Consider the following 25,132-nt stretch of genomic DNA (forward strand, 5'->3'; position numbering starts at 1 on the left):
ACTGAGAAAAATAATCGTTAGAACGCTCTTAGTCTTGCTGCTGGCTTGCGTTTTGGGCACTTTAATACTTTCTCTGCCGGCGGTTCAGACCAGGCTTGCGAGGTACGCCACGGAAACACTGAACAAGAAGTTTGGTACCAATATTAATATAGACCGGGTTAGAATATCCCTTATTTCATGGGACACCGCACTTAAAGATGTTTATGTTGAAGATTACAGGCAGGATACGCTAATCTATATTGAGGAATTATCTACTTCCATTTTAAGTGTTCGAAATCTTGTTGATGGGAAATTGCAATTTGGAGATATAGATATAGATGGACTACTTTTTAATCTTAAAACATATGAAGGGGAAAACGACAATAATTTAAGTGTTTTTGTTGACAAGCTGGATGACAAAAAGCCAAGAGACCCCAATACGCCCCCCTTCTTTTTTACTTCATCGGATGTGCAAATAAAAAATAGCACCTTCCGGTTAACAGACATGAATAAGGAAAAAGCGGAGGTTTTAAACTTCAGAGAGCTGAACATAGAAGCTGCTGACTTCATGATCTTAGGACCGGAGGTAACTGCGATCATAGAAGATTTATCATTGAAAAGTTCGTTGGGGATCGATGTGGAAAAGCTGGCTACAAGCTTTAAATACACCAGAGAACAGATGCGATTTGATTCGCTGCAAATCCAAACCCCCAAATCCAATATCGTGGGAAATCTGGTATTTGATTATAATCGGGAAGATCTGGCACAATTTATAGACAAGGTAAATCTAAATGCGGATTTTACAGATTCCTCAGTTGCTTTAGATGAAATAAATATGTTGTGGAACCAATTCGGGTCAGACAAATTGGTGAATTTTTCTGCAAATATGAATGGGGTGTTAAATGACCTGAATGTTGAAAATTTGTTTCTGCAATCAGATAATACCGGGATCAGGGGCGATTTCAATTTTAAAAATTTATTCTCAAAGAATGGCCCTTTTGAGCTCGATGCACAGATAAAGAATATTTCAACCAGTTATTATGAGCTTAGATCCCTGTTGCCTCAAATTTTAGGCAAATCACTTCCTTCTATTTTTCAGAAATTAGGACAGTTTACTGTCAGGGGTGAAACATTCATTACCCAAAAATCTATTGAAACCAGGGCCAATCTTAAAACAGCTATAGGAAGTAGCTATGTAGATCTCACGCTCACGGAAATTAATAACATTGATAACGCCAGTTATAAGGGATTTGTATCCTTAATTGATTTTGATCTGGGGCATTTTATAGATAATGAAAGTTTAGGCAAAACAACTGTCGACGTAAATGTTGAAGGCAAGGGTTTTGTAAGCAAGAATTTGAATACCGAAGTTTTTGGACAGGTATATAGTGTTGTTTTCAATAGATATGATTACAAGGATGTCAGAATATCCGGAATAATAAAGGACCAGCTATTCGATGGGTCATTGATAACCAACGATGAGAACCTGAAGTTTAGTTTTAAGGGACTTGCAGATTTTAGTTCAGATAAGAGAAGTTTTAACTTCAATGCTAGCGTCGATTATGCCGATCTGAAAATATTGAATTTTATAGATGACAGTGTTTCCATTTTTAAGGGAAATGTAAATATGGACATCACAGGTAGTTCCCTGCAAAATGCGGAAGGAGATATAAAGTTTACCAAAACCAATTATCAGAATATTAATAACACCTATTACTTTGAGGATTTCGTAATTGAATCCACATTTTCTGAAGATTCTACCAGGGTAATTGAAATAAATTCGCCAGATATTATCACCGGATATATGAAGGGTAAATTTAAAGTAAGGGAGCTTGGTCGGCTGGTACGGAATTCAATAGGGAGTATTTATACAAATTATAAGCCATTTGAAATTTCTGGAGGTCAGGAAATGAACTTTAATTTTAAGATTTATAATAAAATAGTTGAGGTCTTTTTCCCCGAGGTTGCTTTTGGTCCGAATACGTTTATCAGAGGTAATATCATAGCAGATGAGGGAGATTTTAAACTAAATTTTAAATCGCCTTATATATCGGCTTATGGTAATGAATTAGACAGCATTGATTTTAGGATAGACAATAAAAACCCGCTTTTTAACACCTATCTCGCTGTTAAAGATGTTTCTACCCGGTATTATGATGTTAAAGATTTTAATTTGATTAATACTACTTTAAATGACACACTTTTCTTCAGAACAGAATTTAAGGGAGGCAGTGAGTACGATGACAGCTATAATCTGAATTTTTACCATACGTTTAACCCGGGCAATAAATCTGTAATAGGCTTAAAAAAATCAGATATCAGCTTTAAAGGTAATACCTGGGTTCTGAATCGGGAAAGCAATAGCCAAAACAAAGTAATTGTGAATAGTACCCTGGATAGCATAACTATTGAAGAAATAGTGATGAATAATGATAACAGGGAACAAATAAGGCTAAAGGGTCAGCTTGCAGATTCCACATATAAGGATCTCGAACTCCAATTTAAAATTGTCTCCCTGAATAAAATAACTCCCGCAATTGACAGCCTTAATCTGAAGGGTGAAATTAATGGTACGCTTAACGTACTTCAAAAAGACAATATTTATTTGCCGGTATGTAATTTGGATATTTCTCAGTTTAGTGTAAACGACATTGATCTGGGCAACCTGACCATCGGTATAGTTGGAAACCGGGACCTCTCTGAATTTTCCGTAAATTCTCAGATTAAAGAAAACGGTTTGGAGAAATTCGGTGTTTTTGGCAAGGTAACAAGAGGTGCTGAAATACCTCAGGCAGACCTGGTTGCCACATTCAGCTATTTTAATATGGAACCTTTTAGCCCATTAGGCAAAGATATAATTTCCAATATTCGCGGGGAGCTCAATGGTACGGCCCAAATTAAGGGAGATATAAGAAATCCGATTATTGATGGTCTTTTAACCATGGATAACGCAGGTCTTTCTGTGCCATATCTTAATGTAGATTACGATTTTGGAGCCAATTCTACCGTACGATTATACGATCAGACATTCAACTTTCAAAATATAACGCTTAATGATGTAAGCTTAAATACACAGGCTGTTTTAGATGGAACAATAAAGCATAACTTCTTTAAGAGATGGAATTTTGATTTAGACGTAAATACCTTGAGCGACAGGTTTTTAATCCTCAATACTGAATTTGATGAAGATGAACTCTATTACGGGACCGGTTTTGTCAGAGGTTTAGGACGAATATATGGCCCCTCTACTGCCCTGAATATTGATTTTGAAGGCTCCACAGCCAGGGGAACATCTTTAAAAATACCCATCAGTGACGTAACCTCTGTAGGGGATTATTCTTTTATCACCTTTATCGATAAAAATGAAATTGAAAGTATTGATTTGCAGCGTCAGCTACAGGAATACTATGGATTAGAATTAAAATTCGATTTGGATGTAACCCCGGATGCAGAAGTAGAAATTGTTTTGGATCCAGAGACCGGAAGTTCATTGAAAGGAACCGGTGCAGGTCTGGTTTATATTGAGATTAACACCAATGGTAAGTTTAATATGTTCGGTGATTTTGTGGTGGTTACCGGGGAGTATAATTATAAATTTGGGGGAATTATTGACCGGACTTTTAAGGTGAAACCGGGGGGAAGCATAGTATGGGATGGATCGCCCCTTGAGGCAACTTTAGACATGGAAGCGGTCTATTCCTTAAATGCGAATCCGGCTCCATTGCTTGATAATGCCGGATATAGCAGACGTATCCCCACGGATGTTGTCATTAGGCTTACAGATCAGTTAGAACGACCGACAATAGATTTAGATATTGAATTCCCGGGAACAAGCTCAACAGTGAAGTCTGAATTGGAATACAGGCTCCAGGATCCAACCATAGAAGAAAGAAATGCATTTTTTCTATTGGCTCAGGGTACTTTTGTAAGTGAAGGAACGGGGATAAACCAGCAGGCGGTTACCGGCAACTTAATTCAAACTGCGTCCGGCTTATTAAATCAGGTGCTTGACGATGAAAATGATAAATTTGATTTTGGGGTTACCTATGAGCAGGGGTATCTGGATCCTAATGATATTTCAACCGAAGACAGGATAGGTGTAACAGTATCAACGCAAATAAGTGACAAAGTCTTATTTAATGGGAGGTTCGGAGTGCCGGTAGGCGGAGTAAGTGAAACAGTCGTTGCAGGTGATGTCGAGGTTCAGATATTGTTAAATGAAGAAGGCACACTAAGGGCAAAGATTTTTAATCGTGAAAATGAAATACAACAATTTTTGTCGGAACAGCAAGGCTATACCCAGGGGATTGGAATTTCGTATGAAGTAGATTTCAATAGTTTTAAAGAGCTAATGGCCAAGATATTTAGAAATAAGAAAGTTGAGACTGAGGAACCCCAGGCATCTGTTACTGTTCCAGATGCGGTTATGGGAAACGACAGTTTAGTTAAATTCTATTCAAAGACCAATAAACCTAAACTTTGACCCTTAAATTTTAATAATTAGGTATAAAGCACATTAAAAAAACATCCCGTACTGGCCGGGATGTTTTTTAAAGATTCGAATTTTAATATAAATAAAGATTTAAATAATATTACTTAAAACACTTACTATCAGGCAATTGTAATTTTATCATCTAAATAAACATCCTGAATTGCATTTAAAAGTTCCACTCCTTCAGCCATTGGTTTTTGGAAAGCTTTTCTACCTGATATTAAACCCATACCTCCGGCGCGTTTATTAATTACCGCAGTTTTAACAGCCTGAGCCAAATCATTTTCACCGGAAGATCCGCCTGAATTTATTAAACCTGCTCTGCCCATCAGGCAATTCACTACCTGGTATCGGGTAAGATCAATTGGATGGTCTGAGCTTAATTCTGAATATACTTTCTCATGTGTTTTGGCAAAATTTATGGCTTTAAAACCTCCGTTGTTTTCAGCTTGCTTTTGTTTTACTATATCTGCCTGAATTGTGGATGCCAAATGATTCGCCTGCCCGGTTACATCTGCAGAAACATGATAATCAGTACCGTCTTTTTTAAAGCCGGGATTTCGCAGATAAGCCCATAAGACAGTTACCATTCCAAGTTCATGAGCATATTCAAATGCCTCGGTCACTTCCTGGATTTGTCTTGTGCTTTCTTCAGAGCCATAATAAATTGTTGCTCCAACGGCAACACAGCCCATTTCAAACGCCTGATTTACACTGGCAAACATTATCTGATCAAACTTATTAGGGTAAGTAAGTAGTTCATTATGGTTCAATTTAAGGAGAAATGGAATCTTGTGTGCGTACTTTCGTGAAACAGAACCAAGAACACCAAGGGTTGAGGCAACAGCATTGCAGCCTCCTTCAATAGCAAGCTCAACAATCTTCTCCGGATCAAAATAGATAGGATTTGGTGCAAATGATGCACCTGCAGTATGCTCAATACCCTGATCCACAGGAAGAATGGAGACATAGCCGGTACCACCCATACGTCCGTTGTTAAAGAGAGTTTGCATATTGCGGAGTACGACAGGATTTCTGTCTGATGTGCTCATAACACGATCCACGAAATCAGGACCGGGTAGATGTAGATGTTCTTTTTTTACCGTGTTACACTTGTGATCTAACAAGTAATTGGCTTCTTTCCCTAAAATTTTCTCAATATTAAATGACATAATAGTATTGTTTTCAATCTTCATATAAAGATACGCCGATAAAGGCATTTTTGAAGCCCATTTCAGAGATTTTTTTATATAATCTTAATAAGATTATCGCCATAATTCACTACTTTAACAATCCCAGTTTTTTTGTAGTTTGAATTGAAAAATTAATGTAAAATATATCATGGCAAAAATTAAGAAAAGTAAAGGAACCATCGGTATTTTAACCGGAGGAGGAGATGTCCCGGGTCTTAACCCTGCGATCAGAGCGGTTACCTTCAGAGCAATTCGCGAGGGATATAGGGTAATTGGATTTAGAAGAGGATGGAGGGGGTTAATAGATATTGAAAGAAACAGCAAGCACGACAACAGCAATAATTTCATGGAACTCTCGCAGGTCGTGGTTAACAAAGCCGCAAGAACAGGGGGGACTTTCCTGCATACATCAAGGACAAGGGCAAGTCACGTTTCAAAATTAATGGTTCCGGCCCATTTAAGAGATACCTATGATAAGGAGATAAATGATCTTACGCCTGAGGTAATTAAAAACCTGAATTGGCTTGGGGTAGACTATTTGATTGCTATTGGAGGTGACGATACCCTTAGCTATGCAGTACATTTATTTAAAAAAGGGGTCAAGGTAATGGCCATTCCAAAAACCATGGATAATGATGTCCCCGGTACAGATTATTGTATTGGTTTCAGCACATGTGTTACCAGGACCATCAGCCTTACAAATAGTCTTCGTACGGCAGCAGGATCTCACGAGCGCTTTCTGGTATTGGAAGTATTCGGGCGCTATGCAGGATTTACTGCTATGCTGCCAACTCTTGCGGGTGCAGCCAATAGATGCCTCATCCCGGAAGTGCCATTCGATATAGAACTGCTTGCACAGTTGCTGACGGAGGACAGAAATAAAAATCCCAGCAATTATTCAATTGTGCTTATTTCAGAGGGTGCTACCTTTGAAGGCGGGGAAATGAAATTTGAGGGCATGGAAAAAGATGCCTTTGGCCATGCTAAGCTTGGTGGTATTGGAGATGAGGTATCTCTGGCATTGAAAAAGATATCCCCTAAATATAATAATGGAAACCGTGTTAATGTAATCAATCAGAAACTTGGTTATATGGTGCGCTGTGGTGACCCGGATTTCATTGATTCAGTAGTGCCTACTGCCTATGGTAATCTTGCACTCGATTTAATTCTTAAAGGGATTGATGGCCGGATGGTAGTTTTAAAAAATGGACGCTACGACCATGTGCCTATAGAAGTTGTTACAGAAACAAAAAAATTCGTCAACGTTGATAAATTTTATAACCGTCCGAAACTTCATCCGTATTACAAAAATTTTGAAATGCTACCCTTATTTATCATGACGAATGATTAAAAGCAGCACTTGAATAAATTTGTGAGTTTTGAGTATTAGTATTGGATTGCGCTAAACTTTTTTATGGCGATTTGTTATTTTATTCGTGAATTGTATTTACCCTTATTGAAAAAGCTATCACTCTACCTTTTGCGACCAGCTAAAAACAGCGGTATTTAAAGGTTTTTGCCAGATTCATTAAGGAATTTTACTACTATAACGATAGAGGTGTTGCCAAGTGTTAAAATATGGGTTTTACTAATTCTTTTTCTGCAATAAGTTTAGTAATTTTGCGATTCTAAATTTTTTAATGAATTCACAAATTAAAAAAATTGCGGTCTTTACTTCGGGAGGTGATTCTCCCGGTATGAACGCAGCTATAAGGTCTGTAGTACGTACATGTGCATATTTTAAGAAAGATTGCATCGGAATTTATCGGGGTTATGAAGGCATGATAGAAGGAGACTTTCTTCCAATGAATGCCCGTAGTGTGAATAATATTATTAACAAGGGAGGTACAGTTCTTAAATCGGCCAGGTGCGACGAGTTCAGGACCGTTGAGGGGCGCAAGAAGGCCTACGATCAGTTGGTTTCAAATAATATTGATGCATTTGTGGTTATTGGGGGTGATGGCAGTTTTACAGGTGCCCTGGCTTTTTATGAAGAATACAAAATGCCTTTTATCGGAATCCCCGGAACAATAGACAACGACATTTTTGGAACAACATATACGCTTGGTTTTGACACTGCACTTAATACAGTTGTAGATGCAATTGATAAGATCAGAGATACCGCAAGTTCACACCATCGACTCTTCTTCGTAGAGGTAATGGGACGGGATGTAGGACACATAGCTTTGAATTCGGGAGTAGGAGCAGGCGCAGAAGAGATACTTATACCTGAGGAGAATCTTGGATTAGACAGACTGCTCGATTCTTTAACGCGCAGTAAAGCCAGGGGGAAATCTTCAAGCATTGTAGTGGTGGCTGAAGGTGATAGAACCACGGGAAAAAATGTATATGAGTTAAAGGAATTCGTAGAGACTAATCTTCCGGCATACGATGTCCGTGTTTGTGTTCTAGGCCATATGCAAAGAGGAGGAGCCCCTTCTTGTTTTGACAGGGTACTGGCGAGCAGGATGGGAGTTAAGTCTGTGGAAGCGCTATTGGAGGGAAAAACAAATTTAATGGCAGGAATTGTTGATAACCAAATTACATTTACTCCGGTAAGTGAAGCCATAAAGGGAAAATCAAAAATTGATAAGGAACTCATAAGGGTTTCTGATATAATGACTATATAGTTTTAATCTTAAACAATAAAAAATGTCAACACTAAAAATTGGAATTAACGGATTTGGTCGAATTGGTAGACTGGTTTTCAGAGAATCAGTGAAAAGAGATAATGTGGAGGTGGTAGCAATTAATGATTTATTAGATGTGGAGCACCTTGCATATTTGTTGGAATACGATTCGGTACATGGTCGTTTTGATGGCTCTGTTGCCGTTAAGGATGGCAATTTGGTCGTAAACGGCAAAACCATCAGAATTACTGGTGAAAAGGATCCTAAAATTTTAAAATGGGATGAAGTTGGAGCAGAATATGTTGCGGAATGTACAGGTATTTTTACTACTTTGGAAACTGCACAATACCACATTGATGGCGGAGCTAAAAAAGTAGTGATCTCTGCACCTTCCAAAGATGCCCCGATGTTTGTTATGGGAGTAAACCATAAAGAACTAAAAGCTTCAGACAATATAGTATCCAATGCGTCTTGTACTACGAACTGTTTAGCTCCCCTGGCCAAAGTGCTGAATGATAATTTCGGGATAGAAGAGGCATTAATGACCACCGTGCATGCAACTACTGCAACACAATTTACTGTTGACGGACCCTCGCGTAAGGACTACAGAGGTGGTAGAAGTGCCTTGTTAAATATAATACCTGCTTCAACAGGAGCTGCGAAAGCGGTAACCAAAGTTATTCCATCTTTAGAGGGAAAACTTACAGGGATGGCATTCAGGGTACCAACAGCTGATGTTTCTGTTGTTGACCTAACGGTTCGTCTGGAAAAGGAAACTTCTTATGAGGAGATTAAAAAGACTTTTAAAGCAGCTTCTGAAGGTGAGCTTAAAGGTATTTTAGGATATACCGAAGAGGCCGTAGTCTCTCAGGATTTCATTGGAGATGCCCGCACCAGTATATTTGATGCAGGTGCCGGAATTGAATTGAATTCGAAATTTTTTAAAGTAATTTCCTGGTATGACAACGAAGCGGGCTATTCTAATAAATTGTTAGATCTTGCACAATATATTTCTACATTGTAATTAATTAATTTTATACGTGAGAATCCTCAAAAAAAGCAAAACTTTGCTTACTTTGAGGATTCTTTTTTAATAACGGATTTATGATTTTAATAGTTGATAGCGGGGCCACTAAATCTGATTGGATCGCTTTAGATGAAAAGGGTAAAGAATTATTTATGACCCAGACATTGGGATTAAGCCCTGAAGTTTTGACCCGGGAAGTCATAGAAGACAGGCTGGCCAATAATTTTGAGTTGTCTAAAAACAAAGAGAAAGTTAGCCGGCTTTATTTTTATGGCGCCGGATGCGGTACAGACAGGATGAAAAACTTCTTAAAGAAAATTTTTAAATCCTTTTTTCCAAATGCTAAGGCGGAGGTTAAAGAAGATACTTTTGCCGCTATCTATTCCACAACCAAAATCGGACATCAGGGGATCGTATGTATTTTGGGAACAGGTTCTAATTGCAGCTATTATGACGGTCATCAATTGTTTCAAAAAGTGACTTCACTGGGTTATATTCCTATGGATGACGGAAGTGGTAATTTTTTCGGGAGGAAATTAATTCGCGATTACTATTTTCACAAAATGCCTCAGGACCTTGGAATTAAATTCGATAAAGAGTACGACCTTGATGCCGATGTAATAAAGGAAAACCTTTACAAGCAACCAAATCCGAATACGTATTTGGCTACATTTGCCAGATTCCTGATAGAGAATAAGGATCACCCCTATTGCAAAGGGGTAATAGACAAAGGACTTCAACAGTTTGTAAATAACTACATAATGCAGTTTGAATTGGCAACCAAAGTGCCAATAAATTTTGTTGGCAGCATCGCCTACTTCCTTAAAGATGAATTAGTTGCAGTGCTTGAGAGAAATGATTTGATAGTCGGAGTGATTCGCCAGAGACCGATTGAAGGACTGGTAGAATTTCACAAGGAAACTATCTGACAGCGATCATAGAAATCTCTACATTTACAAATTTCGGGAGATTTGAGACTTCAACGGTCTCTCTGGCAGGTGCTGTTTCAGGATTGAAAAAAGAACCGTATACTTCATTAATGTCCGAAAAGCTGTTCATATCCTTAACAAAGATGGTAGCCTTCACAACATCTTTAAAAGACATATGGGCGGCTTTGAGTATTGCCCTCAGATTTTCCATACATTGAAGTGTTTCCTTCTTTATATCATCTTCAATTAGCTGGCCATTTGAGGGGTCTATTGGAATTTGCCCGGATATATATAATGTATTATTACTTAATACAGCCTGATTATAGGGTCCAATAGGAGCGGGTGCTTTAGGGGTATTAATAATTTTTTTCATGCTTTAGCTTTATTAGGTTAAACAAAGTAAAAAAAATACGAGTACAAAAATAGATGTAATATAGTGTTTAACAACTACCTTGGTGGTGGCTGACTTCTGTTTTCCCATTTCAGATCTTTTAGAATTGAGCTTTTAATTCCTATAAAGAAATACCATCTTTCAAAATCCCCGAATGGTGTCCAGTCAAAATTTAATTTAAAACTTTTTAAGTCACGTCTGAATCTAAGCTGAGTAACAGTAAATCCTTTGTTCGCAAAATCATAACCCGAGGACACCCCAACGTCCCACCCGGGCGATAGCGTAATATTGCCCGAAAACATTAGCGAATTATTGGAAATTTCATTTTGCCTGGCGCTATTACTATAGGTAACGGCATATTGCAGTCTAAGATCCCATTCAATTTTATTTTGATAAATTGGATTCTCAACCTCCTTGTCATCCATCTCGTCAAATCTGCTTTCATCAAAATTATTTGCTTTGCCAAAAAGGTCATCAGTCCTGCCCCCACTAGCCGCGACGTAAGCATCGCCTTCTGTTGGGTATTCTTCCCGGTCTTTGACGGGTTGAAAATCTTTACTGCTTAAGGAATAACTTATGTTAGCCCTCGCAGAGGTGAGCCTGAACAGGCTTCCTCCGTTATTAATGTTAAAAGTATTTATCCTCCTGCCATTATTGTCTATTGCATAGGGATCCAGATTGGCTCCAAAGTTTATGGACATTTTATTATCCAGAATATTTGTGCCTCCGGTCAAGGCAACCGGACTTAAATTAAGGGAATCTGCCTGAAAATTATAACCTGTAGACAGATTAAAACTATTAAGCAGCATTACTTTCTTGGGTTCCAATTTCGTGGAATCTTTATCCCGCACTTTGGCTTCGAGGGTATTTGCAAGGGAGAAGCTCAAAGCACTGGACTTACCGCTTCTGGGAGCACCGTATAAAGTATTTTGAAAACGTGTATACTCAATGGTATCGCCGGTAACCCCATTAATATATTCGTCATAGTATTGATCAAAAGAGGGTGCCCAGCCGTAACTTACAGAGGGTCTCATAATATGACGGATAGCCTGTATTTTTTTATCCTCTCCAAAATTGAATGTGCCATAAACCGTTGTCCCTAAACTACTGCTTAAGCTGTATTGATTAAAGCGGTCAAAACCTTGAATTGTATCTGTAACTACTTCCTGGGTTTCCGCATCATAACGTTGATTATAGGTTTCCAGGGTCCATACATCTTCATAATTGCCACCTAAACTCAGGCTAAAGTATTTGGCAACTTTAAAATTTGTGCTTATCGGGATTCTGTGCCTGGCGCCAACTTTGGCGTCATCGAACATTTTTGATGTTAGAAAATCTTCAGAATTGGTTTTAATGCTGTTTCGGGCATTAAGGTCGTATTGAAAATTAATATTTTGTATAGCGCCTTTTTTTATGCCGTCCTTTTTGGCAAAAGGAAATATCCGCTCCAGACTGCCTTGCAATGTTGGAAGTGTTAAATCTACCGCGTCTGTATTAGTATTTTGATTATGCGTAGCCGTTAAACTGACATTCACCGATGGATAGGCCGGAAATGTTCTGGAATATGAAATAGAGGAAGACAGATTGTTTATTTGGGTGTTGGGTAAATTTTGTTGGAGTAAAGAATTCCTGTAATACTGGCTGCTACCAAGGTTTACAGATGCGGACAACCTGGAATTGGGATTGGCTTTTGAATCCTGAGAATGTGCAATTTGAATATTATAAATAGTCCCGCGGCTGTAATCATCAAATCCCTTTTGACTTGTAACCTGATTTTCATACCTGAAATTAAAATTCCCCCTGTACTTATAACGCTTGGAATATACAGATTGTGCTCTGAAACCCCAACTGCCATTGGTGTACAGGTCCCCTGTAAGGGTTAGGTCAACATAATCATTGATCGGGACATAATAACCCATATTTTGCAGAAAGTAACCTCTGTCCGGGTCGTTTCCAAAAGTAGGCATCATAACACCCGCAGTTCTGCCTGAAGTCAATGGAAAATAAGCAAATGGCATTGCTATAGGGGTGGGTACATCTGCAATATAAATATTACTGAGTCCGGCTATGACTTTTTTCTTTGGGACGAACTTTGCCTTCCTCACCCTGATGTAATAATCCGGGTTAATTGTGTCTTTGGAAGTTGTTAGTTTTCCTTCGCTTAAAAAATAAACCGAATCGTTCTCCTTTTTGGTAATCGAAGCATAGACCTTCATTGCATCAGATCCAAGTTGTCCTAACCCCGCCTGCTGCTCTGTTCTGGAATTCCAAATCAGGGCTTTTTGTGTGTCAAAATTAAATCGGATAGAATCCGGAATTACCACATTTTCACCTTGCTTAAAATACGGGGTTTGTGAATAATTACCCAGTGAATCTCTCATGCGCCCTGCATATACTTCATTTTTGACGTAATCCATAATGATTACACCAGCTTTCAATTCCGTATCCTGATAATAAATTTCAGCTTCATTGTAGAGGTATATTTTCTGATCTTTCTGACTTAATTTAACATAATCCTTGGCCTTGTATTTGATTTTATCTGTTAAAATACCCTCTTTGCCATTAATTGAATCTGTCTGTATAGAATCTGTCTGAACTGTATCTAATTCTGCAGGAACAGGCATAAGTGGTGCATAAATGGTATCTCCCACAGCTTTAATAGGTAAAGGCCTCACCAAATCTTCCTGCGCAGAGAGGGGAATAACGCTAATGACAAGCAGTAATAAGAAAAGTAGAGGATGTTTGTTTGATTGCAAAGCGATAAATCCTATTTTTGTAACGGTAAGGCTTCGTTTTTGGTAGTCAAACTTACATATATTTTTTGGTCTGCTTGTAGCACATTACAATAAATTTAACCATAGTAAATGCTATTAAAATCCTTTTGGCAGGAGAAAAACGTTTATAGTAATTTTGATTTCAAAAAGGGATAAATCCAAAAGTTTTTTAACTTAGAATAAGATATAATGCCATTATTAGTGTTCCATTTTCTCTAAAATACATCTATATAGAAATGAAGTTGAATAAGTTTTTTTTCATTCCCCTGGCAATAGCATGTTTCTTGTTATGCTCCTATTCCTATAATGAAAGTGAAGTATTTCCACAAACTGATCAATTCACGGTTGTATTAGATGCAGGCCATGGTGGTCATGATCCGGGTAACCTGGGCAATGGTTATATGGAAAAAAATATTGCATTAAATATTGTTTTAAATGTTGGAAGGAAATTAGAATCCCACCCGGACATTAAGGTTATCTATACAAGAAAGGATGATTCTTTTGTGGATCTATATGTTAGAGGAGAAATTGCAAACAAGGCAAATGCGGACCTTTTCGTATCTGTGCATTGCGATTCACACACTTCTGATGCTAATGGAGCAGGGACATTTGTGCTGGGGCTGCATGCAAACAAACAGAATTTTGAGATAGCAAAAAAGGAAAACTCTGTGATTTATCTCGAAGATAATTACGAAACGCGCTATGCCGATTATGATATTAACTCACCAGAGTCTGTAATAGGCTTAACTATTATGCAGGAAGAATTTTTGGATCAAAGCATTATGTTGGGAAAGATGATGCAGGATAATTTTTCCAACAACCTTAGTCGTAACGACCGAAAGGTAAAGCAGGCCGGATTTATTGTTCTGCATCAAACATTTATGCCCAGTGTTCTGATAGAAACAGGTTTTCTTACAAACAAGTCGGAGGGAGTATACCTAAATTCCAAAAAAGGTCAGGACGAAATGGGCTCTGCTATTGCGGATGCCATTATTAATTATAAAAATAATACCAGGGTTAATCTGGAAGATGCTGCTTCTTCCAGCCAAATTACTGCAACAAAAAAGGCCGAGGAGCCTGCGGCTCCTGAGACAATTGCAATTGTGAATCCGGAAGAAACACCAGCTGCTGAAGAGCAAAAAGAAGCTGCCAGAAAAGAAATCAAGGAGCCAATAGTTGTATCTTCGGGTGATTTGCCTCCGGCAGAGACTGCTGTAACTGCTCAAAATCAACCAGAGCAAGACCAGGTTCAAGAAGAAGCCAAGCCAATTGCAAAAGAAATAGTTGCTGTGGAAGCGGTAACGGAAAAACCTACACCAATTTCGGAAGAACCTATTATAACACCAAATGTTGACGAAGCTAAAGAAGAGGTAAAAAAAGAAGAAGTTGTTTCAGAATCGGAAGTGGTATTTAAAGTACAATTATTAGCCAGTTCAAAAGTTTTGCCTTTACTTTCAGAAGAGTTTAATGGATTGAGTTCACTCTCCACAGAGCGCTATAATAACCTGGTGAGATATATGTACGGAAAGACCAATTCATATTCCCAGGCAAAACTGTATAAGGCCAATGCCGATGCTAAAGGCTATGCTTCATCCTTTATTGTGGCCTATAAGGATGGAAAAAGAATTCCTGTACCGGAGGCCCTGAAATACGTCTCAGAATAATGGGAGGTCTTCTGAAATTTATTTCTAATTTTGTTTGTAATCTAAATCTAGTCGTTTGAAACTATCCAGAGAAATTAAAACGGGAATAATAGTTATTGGAGGTATTTTGCTGTTTGTCATGGGTTATAGTTTTCTTAAAGCGACTCCCTTATTTAATAATAGCAAAATCTTTTATGCAGTTTACGACCATGTTGGTGGTTTGCAACCGGGCACGCAGGTATCTATAAACGGATTCAATGTGGGAAATGTGAATAATATCACCTTTAAAAACGGGAGTGGCAACCTTCTGGTAACTTTTTCTGTGGACAGTAATTTCGAATTTTCAAAAAACAGTGTTGCCGAGCTCTATGATACCGGAATTATTGGTGGAAAAGGAATTCAAATTAATCCTGTTTTTGATGGTGCTCCGGCCGCAAGATCTGGTGATACCCTTACCTCTAATATTAAACCCGGTTTAACAGATTTATTACAACAAAAATTAGCGCCCTTACAGTCTAAAATTGAAGGGGCAGTGTCCAACGCAGATTCATTGCTAATAAATTTCAATGACGTCCTGGATGAAGAGACAAAGAGGAGTTTGCGCGAAAGTATTCAGGGACTCAACGTTACAGTCCAGAGTTTTCAATCAAGTGCTGCAACTCTAAATACATTATTGGCGGATAATAAACACAAATTAGACAGTTCCATAACAAACATTAATACCATTACCACAAATTTTTCCGCACTCTCAGATTCAATTGCCCAGGTAGGTCTTTCTAATACAATAAGAAGTTTAGAAACCACGATAGGGAATTTGGATAAAATGCTGGCCAAAATTGAAAGTGGTGAAGGTACGCTGGGCAAATTGGTAAATAATGAGGAATTGTACAACAATTTATCTGAAGCTTCCAAAGAATTAGACTTGCTTCTTCAGGATTTTCGCTTAAATCCAAAGCGCTATGTAAATGTCTCTGTTTTTGGTAAAAAACAAAAAGAATATGAGGTTCCGGAAGATGATCCTGCTACAAAAAAACCAGAAGAATAGATGCAGTACCTGCCAAATGTAGTTTTTCTTATTATTCTAATAACCGGTATTGGTTATTTTGCCAGGAATGTTAAAAAGCTTTTGAGAAACATCAATCTTGGAAGAGGCGAAATGCCGGCCGATGACAAACCACAGCGTTTTAGGAATATGGCCCGGATAGCTTTAGGGCAAACTAAAATGGTTGTAAGACCCATAGCCGGTGTCTTGCATGTAATTGTTTATCTCGGGTTTATAATTATTAACATTGAAGTTCTGGAGATAATAATTGACGGTATTTTTGGAACCCACAGGGTTTTTGCGCCACTCGGTAATATTTACAATGTCCTTATCGCTTCCTTCGAAGTACTTGCACTATTGGTAATACTGTCAGTGATTATCTTTTGGTTACGTAGAAATTTTATTCGGTTAAAACGCTTTATTAAACCTGAAATGAAAGGTTGGCCAAAACTGGATGCCAATCTTATCTTGTACATAGAATTGGTTTTAATGTTTTTATTCCTCACAATGAATGCTGCGGATTATCAGCTTCAGCTTCTGGATACACCGCATTATACCAAGGCCGGTCTTTTTCCTGTTAGTCAGTTTATCACTTCTGTTTTTGCTGGTATGTCCGTAGATGGAATAATCCTTGTAGAACGGATTGCATGGTGGATGCATATCGTTGGAATTTTGGCTTTTCTGAATTATTTGTATTATTCAAAACATCTTCACATATTACTTGCCTTCCCCAATACCTATTATGGAAATCTTACGGAGCCGGGAAGGTTCACTAACCTTGAGGCAGTAACCAAAGAAGTGAAATTAATGATGGACCCCAGTGCTGATCCTTTTGCGGCACCGGCAGAAGATGCGCCTCCGCCTGATAAATTTGGGGCTTCGGATGTTATGGACCTTACTAAGGTACAGTTATTAAACGCATATACCTGTACAGAATGCGGACGGTGCACCAGTGAATGTCCTGCAAACCTTACAGGAAAAAAATTATCACCAAGGAAGATAATGATGGATACGCGTGATAGATTAGAGGAGGTAGGTAATATTTTAGATATTAATAAGGGAGAATTTGCTGAAGATGGACGCCAGTTATTGGGAGATTTTATCACACCCGAAGAAATATGGGCATGTACTTCATGCAACGCTTGTGTGGAAGCTTGTCCGGTAAGTATAGATCCATTATCTATTATAATTAGTATGCGACAGTATCTGGTTATGGAACAATCAGCTGCGCCAACCGAACTCAATGTTATGATGAGCAATATTGAAAATAATGGTGCACCCTGGCCCTTTAATCAAATGGACAGGCTTAATTGGACCGATGAATCTTAATAGGCAAAATAAACAAGAAAATGAGTGAGGAGTTGAAAGTACCGACAATGGCTGAGCTTTTTGCTGCAGGTAAGGAGCCGGAAGTATTGTTTTGGGTTGGTTGTGCTGGTAGTTTTGATGACAGGGCCAAAAAAATAACCAGGGCTTTTGTAAAAATACTAAATAATGCCAATGTAAATTTTGCCGTTCTTGGAACGGAAGAAAGTTGTTCAGGGGACCCTGCTAAACGAGCCGGGAATGAGTTTTTATTTCAAATGCAGGCAGTAACCAATATTGAGGTGATGAATGCCTATGGTGTAAAAAGTGTTGTAACCGCTTGCCCGCACTGTTTTAATACCATAAAAAACGAATATCCGGAACTAGGAGGCAATTACCAGGTCATGCATCACACCCAGTTTATCAATAAGTTATTGGAAGAAGGAAGAATTACTTTGGAAGGTGGAAATTTTAAGGGGAAACGCATTACATTTCACGATCCCTGCTATCTGGGAAGGGCAAACAATGTGTATGAGGCACCAAGAAATCTAATTAAGAAACTTGATGCACAACTCGTAGAAATGAAAAACTGTCGCAAAAAAGGCTTATGCTGTGGAGCAGGAGGTGCTCAAATGTTTAAAGAACCCGAGAAAGGCGATAAAGATGTGAATGTTGAACGCACAGAGCAGGCCTTACAGACGCAACCCGATATTATTGCGGCGGCCTGTCCGTTCTGCAATACAATGATGACAGACGGGGTAAAAAGCAAGGAGAAAGAAGATTCATTGAAAGTAATGGATATTGCTGAGTTAATAGCTAATGCCGGAGATTTATAAAGAGTATAGCAGACCTTATAAAAATCACCAATACAATTAAAAGGAGAAAAAAAATATGCTCGTAAATTTTGATTCATTAACAGAAACCGCAAGGGTTTGGATATACCAGGCGAACAGGAGCTTTTCAGAAGAAGAGCTAGTTGAGATATCTACAGCCCTTGACAGATTTGTTTCAGAATGGACCGCCCATGGAAGCGACCTTAAGGCAGGATATGAAATTAAATATAAGCGCTTCATTGTAATTGCTTTGGATCAGGATTATGCATCGGCATCGGGCTGCTCTATTGATGCGTCTGTACATTTCATACAACAGCTTGAAAAGGAATATAATGTGGATTTATTGGACAAAATGAACGTGTCCTATAAACAAGGCACATATATTGCATATAAGACGTTACAGGATTTTAAGAAAATGGCTAAGGACAAGGCTATTTCTAAAAACACAATAGTTTTTAATAATTTGGTTACAAATAAATATGAATATGTAAATCATTGGGAAGTGCCGGCATCTGAGAGCTGGCACAGCCGGTTTATGTAAAATTATATATAGCGTGATTAGATGCTTGGCATTCTAATATCCCGCCGCGGCTATATTTATTTATAGGGTACAATATTTAAGTGCGTTTTAAGTTAGTACCTAAAAAAAATGCTTATGGGGAAAAACCTACTTTCTTTTCTATTATTTGCTTTATTACAGGTAGCCCAGGGTCAATATGCTCCATTGGTTAGCACAGATACTTTGTCCCAGTTAGAATGGGTAAATGACAAGTATAATGCGATGTCAGTGGAAGAAAAGGTTGGCCAATTATTTATGGTAATGGCATCTTCAGGGGAAGACAAAGCTGCCGTTCAAAGAATCAAAGGATTTATTAAGGATCACGATATTGGAGGACTAATTTTTTCTAAAGGCGGCCCCATGCGTCAGGCTAAGCAGACCAATGAATATCAGTCCCTGGCAAAAATACCTCTGCTCATAGGAATGGATGCCGAATGGGGATTGGCAATGAGACTGGATTCTACCTACTCGTTTCCATGGAATATGACCCTGGGTGCAATCGGGGATACTGCAATTGTGGCAAGAGTAGGAAATCAAATAGGCAGGCACGCAAATAGACTTGGGGTACATATCAATTTTGCACCGGATATTGATATAAACATCGATCCTAGAAATCCAATAATTGGAAATCGGTCTTTTGGCGAAGACAGGGAGAATGTCGCATTGAAAGGAATTGCTTTTATGAAGGGCATGGAAAAAGCAGGAGTTCTTTCAAGCGGGAAACACTTTCCGGGTCATGGAGATACCTTTGTAGATTCTCATAAATCGTTACCCACCTTGGATTTTACCAGGCAACGACTTGACAGCATTGAATTATACCCTTATAAGAGGCTAATAAAAGAGGGGCTTAGCAGTGTCATGGTAGCACATTTAAATGTTCCCGAATTGGAGCCTGAAAATAAGCGGCCGTCATCCTTATCCAAAAACATCATTACCAATGTGCTTAAAAATCAGTTGAATTTTGAAGGATTGGTGTTTACGGATGCATTGAATATGAGAGGAGTTTCTGACTTCGCAAACAATGGAATAACCGAGTTAGAAGCATTTTTGGCAGGCAACGATATTTTGCTGATGCCCAAGGATTTTTTAAAAAGCAAGGAAACTTTTATAAAGGCCTATCAGAAAGGGCTTATAACAGAGCAACGACTGGCCTATTCCGTCAAAAAAATATTAATGGCCAAATTCAAGGCTGGCCTAAATGAATACCGGGCTATAGATACGGAGAATCTTATTGAGGATCTGAATGGTCCTGAAAATGAGGTAATCTATGAAGAGGCCATAGAAAGCGCAATTACAGTTATAAGAGACAGGCTCAACCTTGTTGGGATCAAGAAACTTGAGAACAAGAAGATTGCCTATGTGAAATTTGGAGATGGAGTGAATACGCCTTTTTTGGAAGCATTAAATAAATACGCGGAGGTAACACAGGTAAATGGCAGTGATATTGCTACACTTAAAAAGAAGCTTTTTGATTTTAATCTGATTATAATCGGATTTCATAAGAGTAATGAAAGTCCCTGGAAACCTTATAAATTTACTCAAAAAGAACTTTTTTGGCTTCAGGAAATTTCCAGACAAAGGACTTCAAACGTATTACTAAATGTATTTGCCAAACCTTATGCTCTCTCGGATATAACTATGTTTAAGGATATTGACGGGATACTTGTTGCATATCAGAATAGCCCACTTGCACAGCAGAAAGCCGCGGAAGTGCTTTTTGGAGCAATTCCGGCAAAGGGCATATTACCGGTCACGGTAAGTCCGGAGTTTCCTGTGAATACTTCAGTAAAAACAGAATCGCTAATGCGCTTAGGGTACAGCTTGCCTGAGAGGGTTGGCATGAGTTCTTCAAAGCTTGCCGAAGTAGATCAATTGGTTCAAAACGGGTTGGACTCTTTAATGTATCCCGGAGCTCAGGTTTTAATTGCCAGAAAAGGCAAAGTTATTTATAATAAAGCTTTCGGTAAACCCACTTATGAGTCTGAAAATAAATTAACTACCGATAATATATTTGATCTTGCATCACTGACAAAAATTCTCTCAACCCTCCCAGCAGTAATGAAAATGGAAGAGGATGGTAAAATAGCTTTGAATGATACTTTTCAGGATTTAATACCGGAGTATGCAGATACGGAGATTAAGGATGTAACAGTGCTTAAAGCGTTAAGTCACTACGGCAGGTTACCATCCTGGATTGCCTTTTACCTGGAGACTTTAAATGAGAAAAGAAGACCTTCTCCGGAATTCTACAGGAGCAACCCGGCTGATGGTTTTTCTATTAAGGTTACGGACAGGATGTATCTGAAAGACTCGTATAAGGACTCCATTTATAGTCGAATAGGAAGGCAGGGGCTAAAATCAAATAGATACAGGTACAGTGATGTTCCCTATTACGTCTTTAAAAAATACATTGAGGAAACCTATAATTCCGGTTTGGATAATTTAATGGATAATTTCCTTTTCAAGCCTCTGGGAGCAAACCATACTGCGTATAATCCGTTAAAAAAATTCCCTATTAATACCATAGTCCCTTCTGAGGTAGATAACTATTACAGATACCAGCTTGTTCAGGGATATGTGCACGATATGGGAGCGGCAATGCAAGGCGGGGTAGGAGGGCATGCAGGTTTGTTCAGCAATGCAAATGATGTGGCAAAAATTATGCAAATGTATATTCAGGGAGGCTATTACGGTGGGGAAAGATTTTTAAATCCAAGGACCATTGAAAAATTCAATAAGTGCTATTTCTGCGATAAGAAGGTAAGACGGGGCGTAGGTTTCGATAAACCCCAGTTGGAGGATAAGGGACCTACCTGTGGTTGCGTGTCCAGAAAAAGTTTCGGTCACAGTGGTTTTACGGGGACTTTTACCTGGGCAGATCCGGAAGAGGAAATCGTATATGTTTTCCTGTCCAACAGGACTTATCCTTCTGCCACAAACAGGCTTTTGGTGAAATCAGAACTGCGAACAAGGATTCAGAAGGCAATTTATGATTCTCTTATCAATTAGGCTGCAATTTAAATCTTAGATTTGTGTTATAAATAGGTTGTAGTCCTCTGCACGATATTTAAGAGACTAATATACAACGATTTAAATCAGTTGATTAAATGAAAATAGCTATTGTTTGTTACCCGACATTTGGCGGAAGTGGAGTTGTTGCAACCGAATTAGGGATTGCTTTGGCAAATAGGGGGCATGAGATACATTTTATTACGTACAGGCAGCCGGTCCGATTGGAACTATTGAGCAGTAGAATCCATTTTCATGAGGTGCATGTGCCTGAATATCCGCTTTTTCATTACCAACCTTATGAACTGGCGCTTTCGAGCAAACTTGTGGATACTATAAAGCTATACGGAATAGAATTACTGCATGTACATTATGCAATACCGCATGCTTATGCAGGCTATATGGCAAAGAAAATACTGGAAGAAGACGGGATTTATATTCCCATGATCACAACTTTGCACGGCACGGATATTACCTTGGTGGGGAACCATCCTTTTTACAAACCTGCAGTAAACTTCAGCATTAATAAAAGTGATGTAGTTACCTCAGTATCAGAAGATTTAAAACAAAAAACATTAGATTTTTTCGATGTTAAAAAGGAAATTGAGGTAGTCCCCAACTTTATAGATAAAACAAAATACAGTTTAGAATTTACGGATTGTCAGCGAACTCTCATGGCGGATGAAGATGAAAAGATAATTACCCATATAAGTAACTTTCGAAAAGTAAAGCATATTCCGGATGTTATTCATGTTTTCAACGGCATACAAAAGCAATTACCGGCAAAACTGATTATGGTTGGTGAAGGTCCTGAAAAGGAGCATGCTGAATTTTTATGTGAACAATTAGGAATAACGGATAAGGTTGTATTTCTGGGAAACAGTAATGAAATAGACAGAATCCTGTGCTTCTCGGATCTGTTTTTACTGCCATCTAAATCGGAAAGCTTTGGTTTAGCTGCTTTGGAAGCAATGATTAACAGGACTCCGGTAATATCGAGTAATACAGGTGGTATTCCTGAGGTCAATATTGACGGGGTAACAGGTTTTTTGAGTGATGTGAATGACGTGGATGATATGGTTAAAAATGCTTTGAAAATACTCAGTGATGATGCGGTGCTGGCGGAATTCAAGGAAAATGCTTATCAGGTTGCTCTTAATTTTGATATAAAGAACGTATTACCTCTGTATGAGGCAATCTATGAAAAAGCTTATAAGGCACACTATAACAACTCTTATTAACGCAACTTCTAATGAGAACTATTATTTTAGGGCTTTTAATGTTAGTGGGAACTTGTGGCAGTCAAAAGGATAAGACTAGTGATATGAATTATCAGGTTTCTGCAGAAAACCCATTAATGCTGGTAATAAGTGATAATTATGGAGGTACGGAAACAGAAGAGTTGCTTGTCATAAGGGATTATAAGACCTTAAAGAAGTTTTTTGCCAAGATAAACATGACTCGAAAACCGGGACTCCCGGTTCCGGAAATAGATTTTAATAAAGAAATGGTTGTTGTTTATTGCAGCGGAAAAACTACAGATACCGATACTCCGGAATTAAAGAGGATGGAAGATAGGGATGATAAAATGGTCTTTGCCCGGGTTCTTGCTGCTAATCAAAAAAAAGATACTCTTACTGCTGTTTTAATGCCCTTTCATCTATATAAAATGCCACTTACCGAGAAGGAAATTAGCCTAAGCAAAGAAGAATAATTCCCTGTATTAATTTTCTGTTTCATATCGAAGATTTCTGCACTTGAAGGTAATAAGTAGGAATCGTATTTAATGGGTAGTAATTTTGTATTGTAATAGTCCTAAATCATTACATTATGAAATCCTACGTAACAGTAGCCATTGCTATTCTTCTCATTGGTACAACCTCATTTTATGCACAGGAAGAAACTCAATCGATACAACAGGAACAACTTCAGTCAGAAGAACTGGAAGAATTGCAATTAACAGCTAAAGACAGTATGGTGGTCAGCTCATGGATGGTAGGTCTTGGCTGGAATTTTGTGAATGATTCAGGAGACAGATTAAATAATTTCACCAAAATCAAGGATTATTGGAATGGTGTTGCTTTTCCTTCCAGAGTTAATATTGGCCGTTATTTCAGGAGTGGAATTGGCCTGGAGGCAATTGCCTCGTACAACAAGTACAAAGAAGGTAATATCATAGATGGCATTGTAAACCCTGAGGATAAGGATTATTTTGGTTTTGATACCAGGGTTAGCTATGATTTAAACAAACTAGTAGGTCAGACTGGCTTTTTTGATCCTTATGTTGGAGTAGGAGCAGGCTATACATACGCCAATGATCTTGGAAGAGGAACTTATAATGCGGTAATCGGGTTCAGGACCTGGTTTTCAGATAGGTGGGGACTAGACTTTAGTTCTTCAGGGAAGTGGTCCTTTGGAAATGAGGCTTCTAACCACGTACAGCACGCTGTAGGGGCAGTTTATCAATTCAATATAGAAAAGGGTCTGACCAAAAAAGGACTTGAAAAATTGGCCTTAATAGAGGCCATGGAGAAGGAGTTACAGAGAGTCTCAGATTCAATTGACGAGGCACAGGCGGCAGAAGCGGCAGCAGTAGCTCTTGCAGAAAGATTGGCAAGGGAAAAAGAGGAGGCAAGAATTGCAGCCGAAAAAAGGGCCGAACAGGAAGCAGCTGATTTACAGAAGCAGAAAATGGATGAACTGGCCAAACTTAATAAAGTGTATTTTAGGTTTGATTCTTCTCATTTAGTGAGTTCAGACCATGCAAAACTAGATGAACTGGTGGCTTTTATGAATAAATATCCGGATGTCGTCATTGAAGTTAAAGGACATGCCGATGCAAGGGGAGGCACCGATTATAATATGAAGCTATCGCAACGGAGGGCAGATAGTACTGTTAAATATATAATCAGTGCTGGTATAAGCAGTGACCGGATCTATGCCAAGGGGTATGGGGAGACTCAGATTTCAAATGGATGTACAGATGGAGTAAGATGCAACAATGAAGAACATGAACAAAATAGAATAACTGAATATGAAATTGTGAAGTGAGCTAATACCTTCTTAGCATATATAAATAACAGCACATTGAAGTCATAAATAGCGTAGAGCAGTAATTAAATAATTGTTGAGACAATTGGTTATTCCTGTACCAAGAAACTAATTTGGGATACAAATTAATTCTGTACAAGATCAAATTAATAAATTTACCTGATCTAATTAAATATAGATTACCAAGATTTTCATAACAGGAGCCAGTTCACGTCTTAAATGTGAAATTTTAAATTTAATTCGGATTAAAAAGAACATTATTAAATATTTGAATC

The 25,132-nt window shown here is 38.3% G+C and carries 17 protein-coding genes; 14 read left to right on the forward strand and 3 right to left on the reverse strand.

From position 1 onward, the window contains the following. Position 1 precedes the first annotated feature (1 nt). Entirely contained in the window at positions 2–4,462 is a 4,461-nt protein-coding gene (locus G504_RS0117195) for a translocation/assembly module TamB domain-containing protein (protein ID WP_456236221.1), read from the forward strand. Positions 4,463–4,590: 128 nt separating this feature from the next. On the opposite strand, the gene G504_RS0117200 is transcribed toward G504_RS0117195, so the two are convergent. After that, a complete protein-coding gene (locus tag G504_RS0117200; protein ID WP_026348668.1) occupies positions 4,591–5,643 on the reverse strand; it encodes a class I fructose-bisphosphate aldolase in 1,053 nt (350 codons plus the stop codon). Between the two features lie 169 nt (positions 5,644–5,812). Between G504_RS0117200 and G504_RS0117205 the strand changes: the two genes are divergently transcribed. The 4 genes from G504_RS0117205 to G504_RS0117220 all read left to right on the forward strand — a co-directional run bounded on the left by G504_RS0117205 (position 5,813) and on the right by G504_RS0117220 (position 10,250). Continuing rightward, positions 5,813–7,015: a 6-phosphofructokinase gene (locus G504_RS0117205; protein WP_019671440.1), complete on the forward strand. Its 1,203-nt coding sequence runs from the start codon at positions 5,813–5,815 to the stop codon at positions 7,013–7,015. A 289-nt stretch (positions 7,016–7,304) separates the two neighbouring features. Next, the gene (pfkA, locus tag G504_RS0117210; protein WP_019671441.1) at positions 7,305–8,294 is read left to right on the forward strand and encodes a 6-phosphofructokinase; all 990 of its coding nucleotides are present in this window, start codon (positions 7,305–7,307) and stop codon (positions 8,292–8,294) included. A gap of 22 nt (positions 8,295–8,316) precedes the next feature. After that, complete coding sequence (gene gap, locus G504_RS0117215; RefSeq protein WP_019671442.1) at positions 8,317–9,318, forward strand: type I glyceraldehyde-3-phosphate dehydrogenase; 1,002 nt, start codon at positions 8,317–8,319, stop codon at positions 9,316–9,318. 80 nt (positions 9,319–9,398) lie between these two features. Beyond that, the gene (locus G504_RS0117220; RefSeq protein ID WP_019671443.1) at positions 9,399–10,250 is read left to right on the forward strand and encodes an N-acetylglucosamine kinase-like protein; all 852 of its coding nucleotides are present in this window, start codon (positions 9,399–9,401) and stop codon (positions 10,248–10,250) included. On the opposite strand, the gene G504_RS0117225 is transcribed toward G504_RS0117220, so the two are convergent. Together G504_RS0117225 and G504_RS0117230 are read right to left on the reverse strand one after the other, a co-directional pair. After that, on the reverse strand, positions 10,243–10,623 hold the full coding sequence (locus G504_RS0117225) for a RidA family protein (protein WP_019671444.1): 381 nt from the start codon (positions 10,621–10,623) through the stop codon (positions 10,243–10,245). The genes G504_RS0117220 and G504_RS0117225 overlap by 8 nt on opposite strands. A 74-nt stretch (positions 10,624–10,697) precedes the next feature. Then, the gene (locus G504_RS0117230; protein ID WP_019671445.1) at positions 10,698–13,397 is read right to left on the reverse strand and encodes a putative LPS assembly protein LptD; all 2,700 of its coding nucleotides are present in this window, start codon (positions 13,395–13,397) and stop codon (positions 10,698–10,700) included. A 254-nt stretch (positions 13,398–13,651) separates the two neighbouring features. Between G504_RS0117230 and G504_RS20150 the strand changes: the two genes are divergently transcribed. The 9 genes from G504_RS20150 (at position 13,652) to G504_RS0117275 (ending at position 24,857) form a co-directional block, all read left to right on the forward strand. Then, on the forward strand, positions 13,652–15,079 hold the full coding sequence (locus G504_RS20150) for an N-acetylmuramoyl-L-alanine amidase family protein (RefSeq protein ID WP_019671446.1): 1,428 nt from the start codon (positions 13,652–13,654) through the stop codon (positions 15,077–15,079). Between the two features lie 55 nt (positions 15,080–15,134). Then, on the forward strand, positions 15,135–16,103 hold the full coding sequence (locus G504_RS0117240; RefSeq protein ID WP_019671447.1) for an MlaD family protein: 969 nt from the start codon (positions 15,135–15,137) through the stop codon (positions 16,101–16,103). Then, the gene (locus G504_RS0117245; protein WP_019671448.1) at positions 16,104–17,429 is read left to right on the forward strand and encodes a (Fe-S)-binding protein; all 1,326 of its coding nucleotides are present in this window, start codon (positions 16,104–16,106) and stop codon (positions 17,427–17,429) included. A 20-nt stretch (positions 17,430–17,449) separates the two neighbouring features. After that, complete coding sequence (locus tag G504_RS0117250; protein ID WP_019671449.1) at positions 17,450–18,241, forward strand: (Fe-S)-binding protein; 792 nt, start codon at positions 17,450–17,452, stop codon at positions 18,239–18,241. Positions 18,242–18,296: 55 nt separating this feature from the next. Then, positions 18,297–18,779, forward strand: a complete 483-nt coding sequence (locus tag G504_RS0117255; protein WP_019671450.1) for a hypothetical protein — start codon at positions 18,297–18,299, stop codon at positions 18,777–18,779. Between the two features lie 108 nt (positions 18,780–18,887). Beyond that, positions 18,888–21,806, forward strand: coding sequence for a glycoside hydrolase family 3 N-terminal domain-containing protein (locus G504_RS0117260; RefSeq protein ID WP_019671451.1), 2,919 nt, complete (start codon positions 18,888–18,890; stop codon positions 21,804–21,806). Positions 21,807–21,904: 98 nt separating this feature from the next. After that, positions 21,905–23,047: an N-acetyl-alpha-D-glucosaminyl L-malate synthase BshA gene (gene bshA / locus G504_RS0117265; protein WP_019671452.1), complete on the forward strand. Its 1,143-nt coding sequence runs from the start codon at positions 21,905–21,907 to the stop codon at positions 23,045–23,047. Positions 23,048–23,058: 11 nt separating this feature from the next. Further along, complete coding sequence (locus tag G504_RS0117270; RefSeq protein WP_157473496.1) at positions 23,059–23,520, forward strand: hypothetical protein; 462 nt, start codon at positions 23,059–23,061, stop codon at positions 23,518–23,520. A gap of 116 nt (positions 23,521–23,636) precedes the next feature. Beyond that, positions 23,637–24,857, forward strand: coding sequence for an OmpA family protein (locus tag G504_RS0117275; RefSeq protein ID WP_019671454.1), 1,221 nt, complete (start codon positions 23,637–23,639; stop codon positions 24,855–24,857). The last annotated feature ends 275 nt before the right edge of the window (positions 24,858–25,132 follow it).

Origin of the sequence: Eudoraea adriatica DSM 19308 (genome assembly GCF_000382125.1) — a bacterium.
In the GTDB taxonomy this organism is placed as follows: domain Bacteria; phylum Bacteroidota; class Bacteroidia; order Flavobacteriales; family Flavobacteriaceae; genus Eudoraea; species Eudoraea adriatica.

Coding starts and splice junctions, on each gene's coding strand:
- G504_RS0117275 (WP_019671454.1), top strand. CDS start 23,637: ATGAAATCCTACGTAACAGTAGCCATTGCTATTCTTCTCATTGGTACA.
- G504_RS20150 (WP_019671446.1), top strand. CDS start 13,652: ATGAAGTTGAATAAGTTTTTTTTCATTCCCCTGGCAATAGCATGTTTC.
- G504_RS0117245 (WP_019671448.1), top strand. CDS start 16,104: ATGCAGTACCTGCCAAATGTAGTTTTTCTTATTATTCTAATAACCGGT.
- G504_RS0117225 (WP_019671444.1), bottom strand. CDS start 10,623: ATGAAAAAAATTATTAATACCCCTAAAGCACCCGCTCCTATTGGACCC.
- G504_RS0117250 (WP_019671449.1), top strand. CDS start 17,450: ATGAGTGAGGAGTTGAAAGTACCGACAATGGCTGAGCTTTTTGCTGCA.
- gap (WP_019671442.1), top strand. CDS start 8,317: ATGTCAACACTAAAAATTGGAATTAACGGATTTGGTCGAATTGGTAGA.
- bshA (WP_019671452.1), top strand. CDS start 21,905: ATGAAAATAGCTATTGTTTGTTACCCGACATTTGGCGGAAGTGGAGTT.
- G504_RS0117205 (WP_019671440.1), top strand. CDS start 5,813: ATGGCAAAAATTAAGAAAAGTAAAGGAACCATCGGTATTTTAACCGGA.
- G504_RS0117200 (WP_026348668.1), bottom strand. CDS start 5,643: ATGTCATTTAATATTGAGAAAATTTTAGGGAAAGAAGCCAATTACTTG.
- G504_RS0117220 (WP_019671443.1), top strand. CDS start 9,399: ATGATTTTAATAGTTGATAGCGGGGCCACTAAATCTGATTGGATCGCT.
- pfkA (WP_019671441.1), top strand. CDS start 7,305: ATGAATTCACAAATTAAAAAAATTGCGGTCTTTACTTCGGGAGGTGAT.
- G504_RS0117260 (WP_019671451.1), top strand. CDS start 18,888: ATGCTTATGGGGAAAAACCTACTTTCTTTTCTATTATTTGCTTTATTA.
- G504_RS0117255 (WP_019671450.1), top strand. CDS start 18,297: ATGCTCGTAAATTTTGATTCATTAACAGAAACCGCAAGGGTTTGGATA.
- G504_RS0117270 (WP_157473496.1), top strand. CDS start 23,059: ATGAGAACTATTATTTTAGGGCTTTTAATGTTAGTGGGAACTTGTGGC.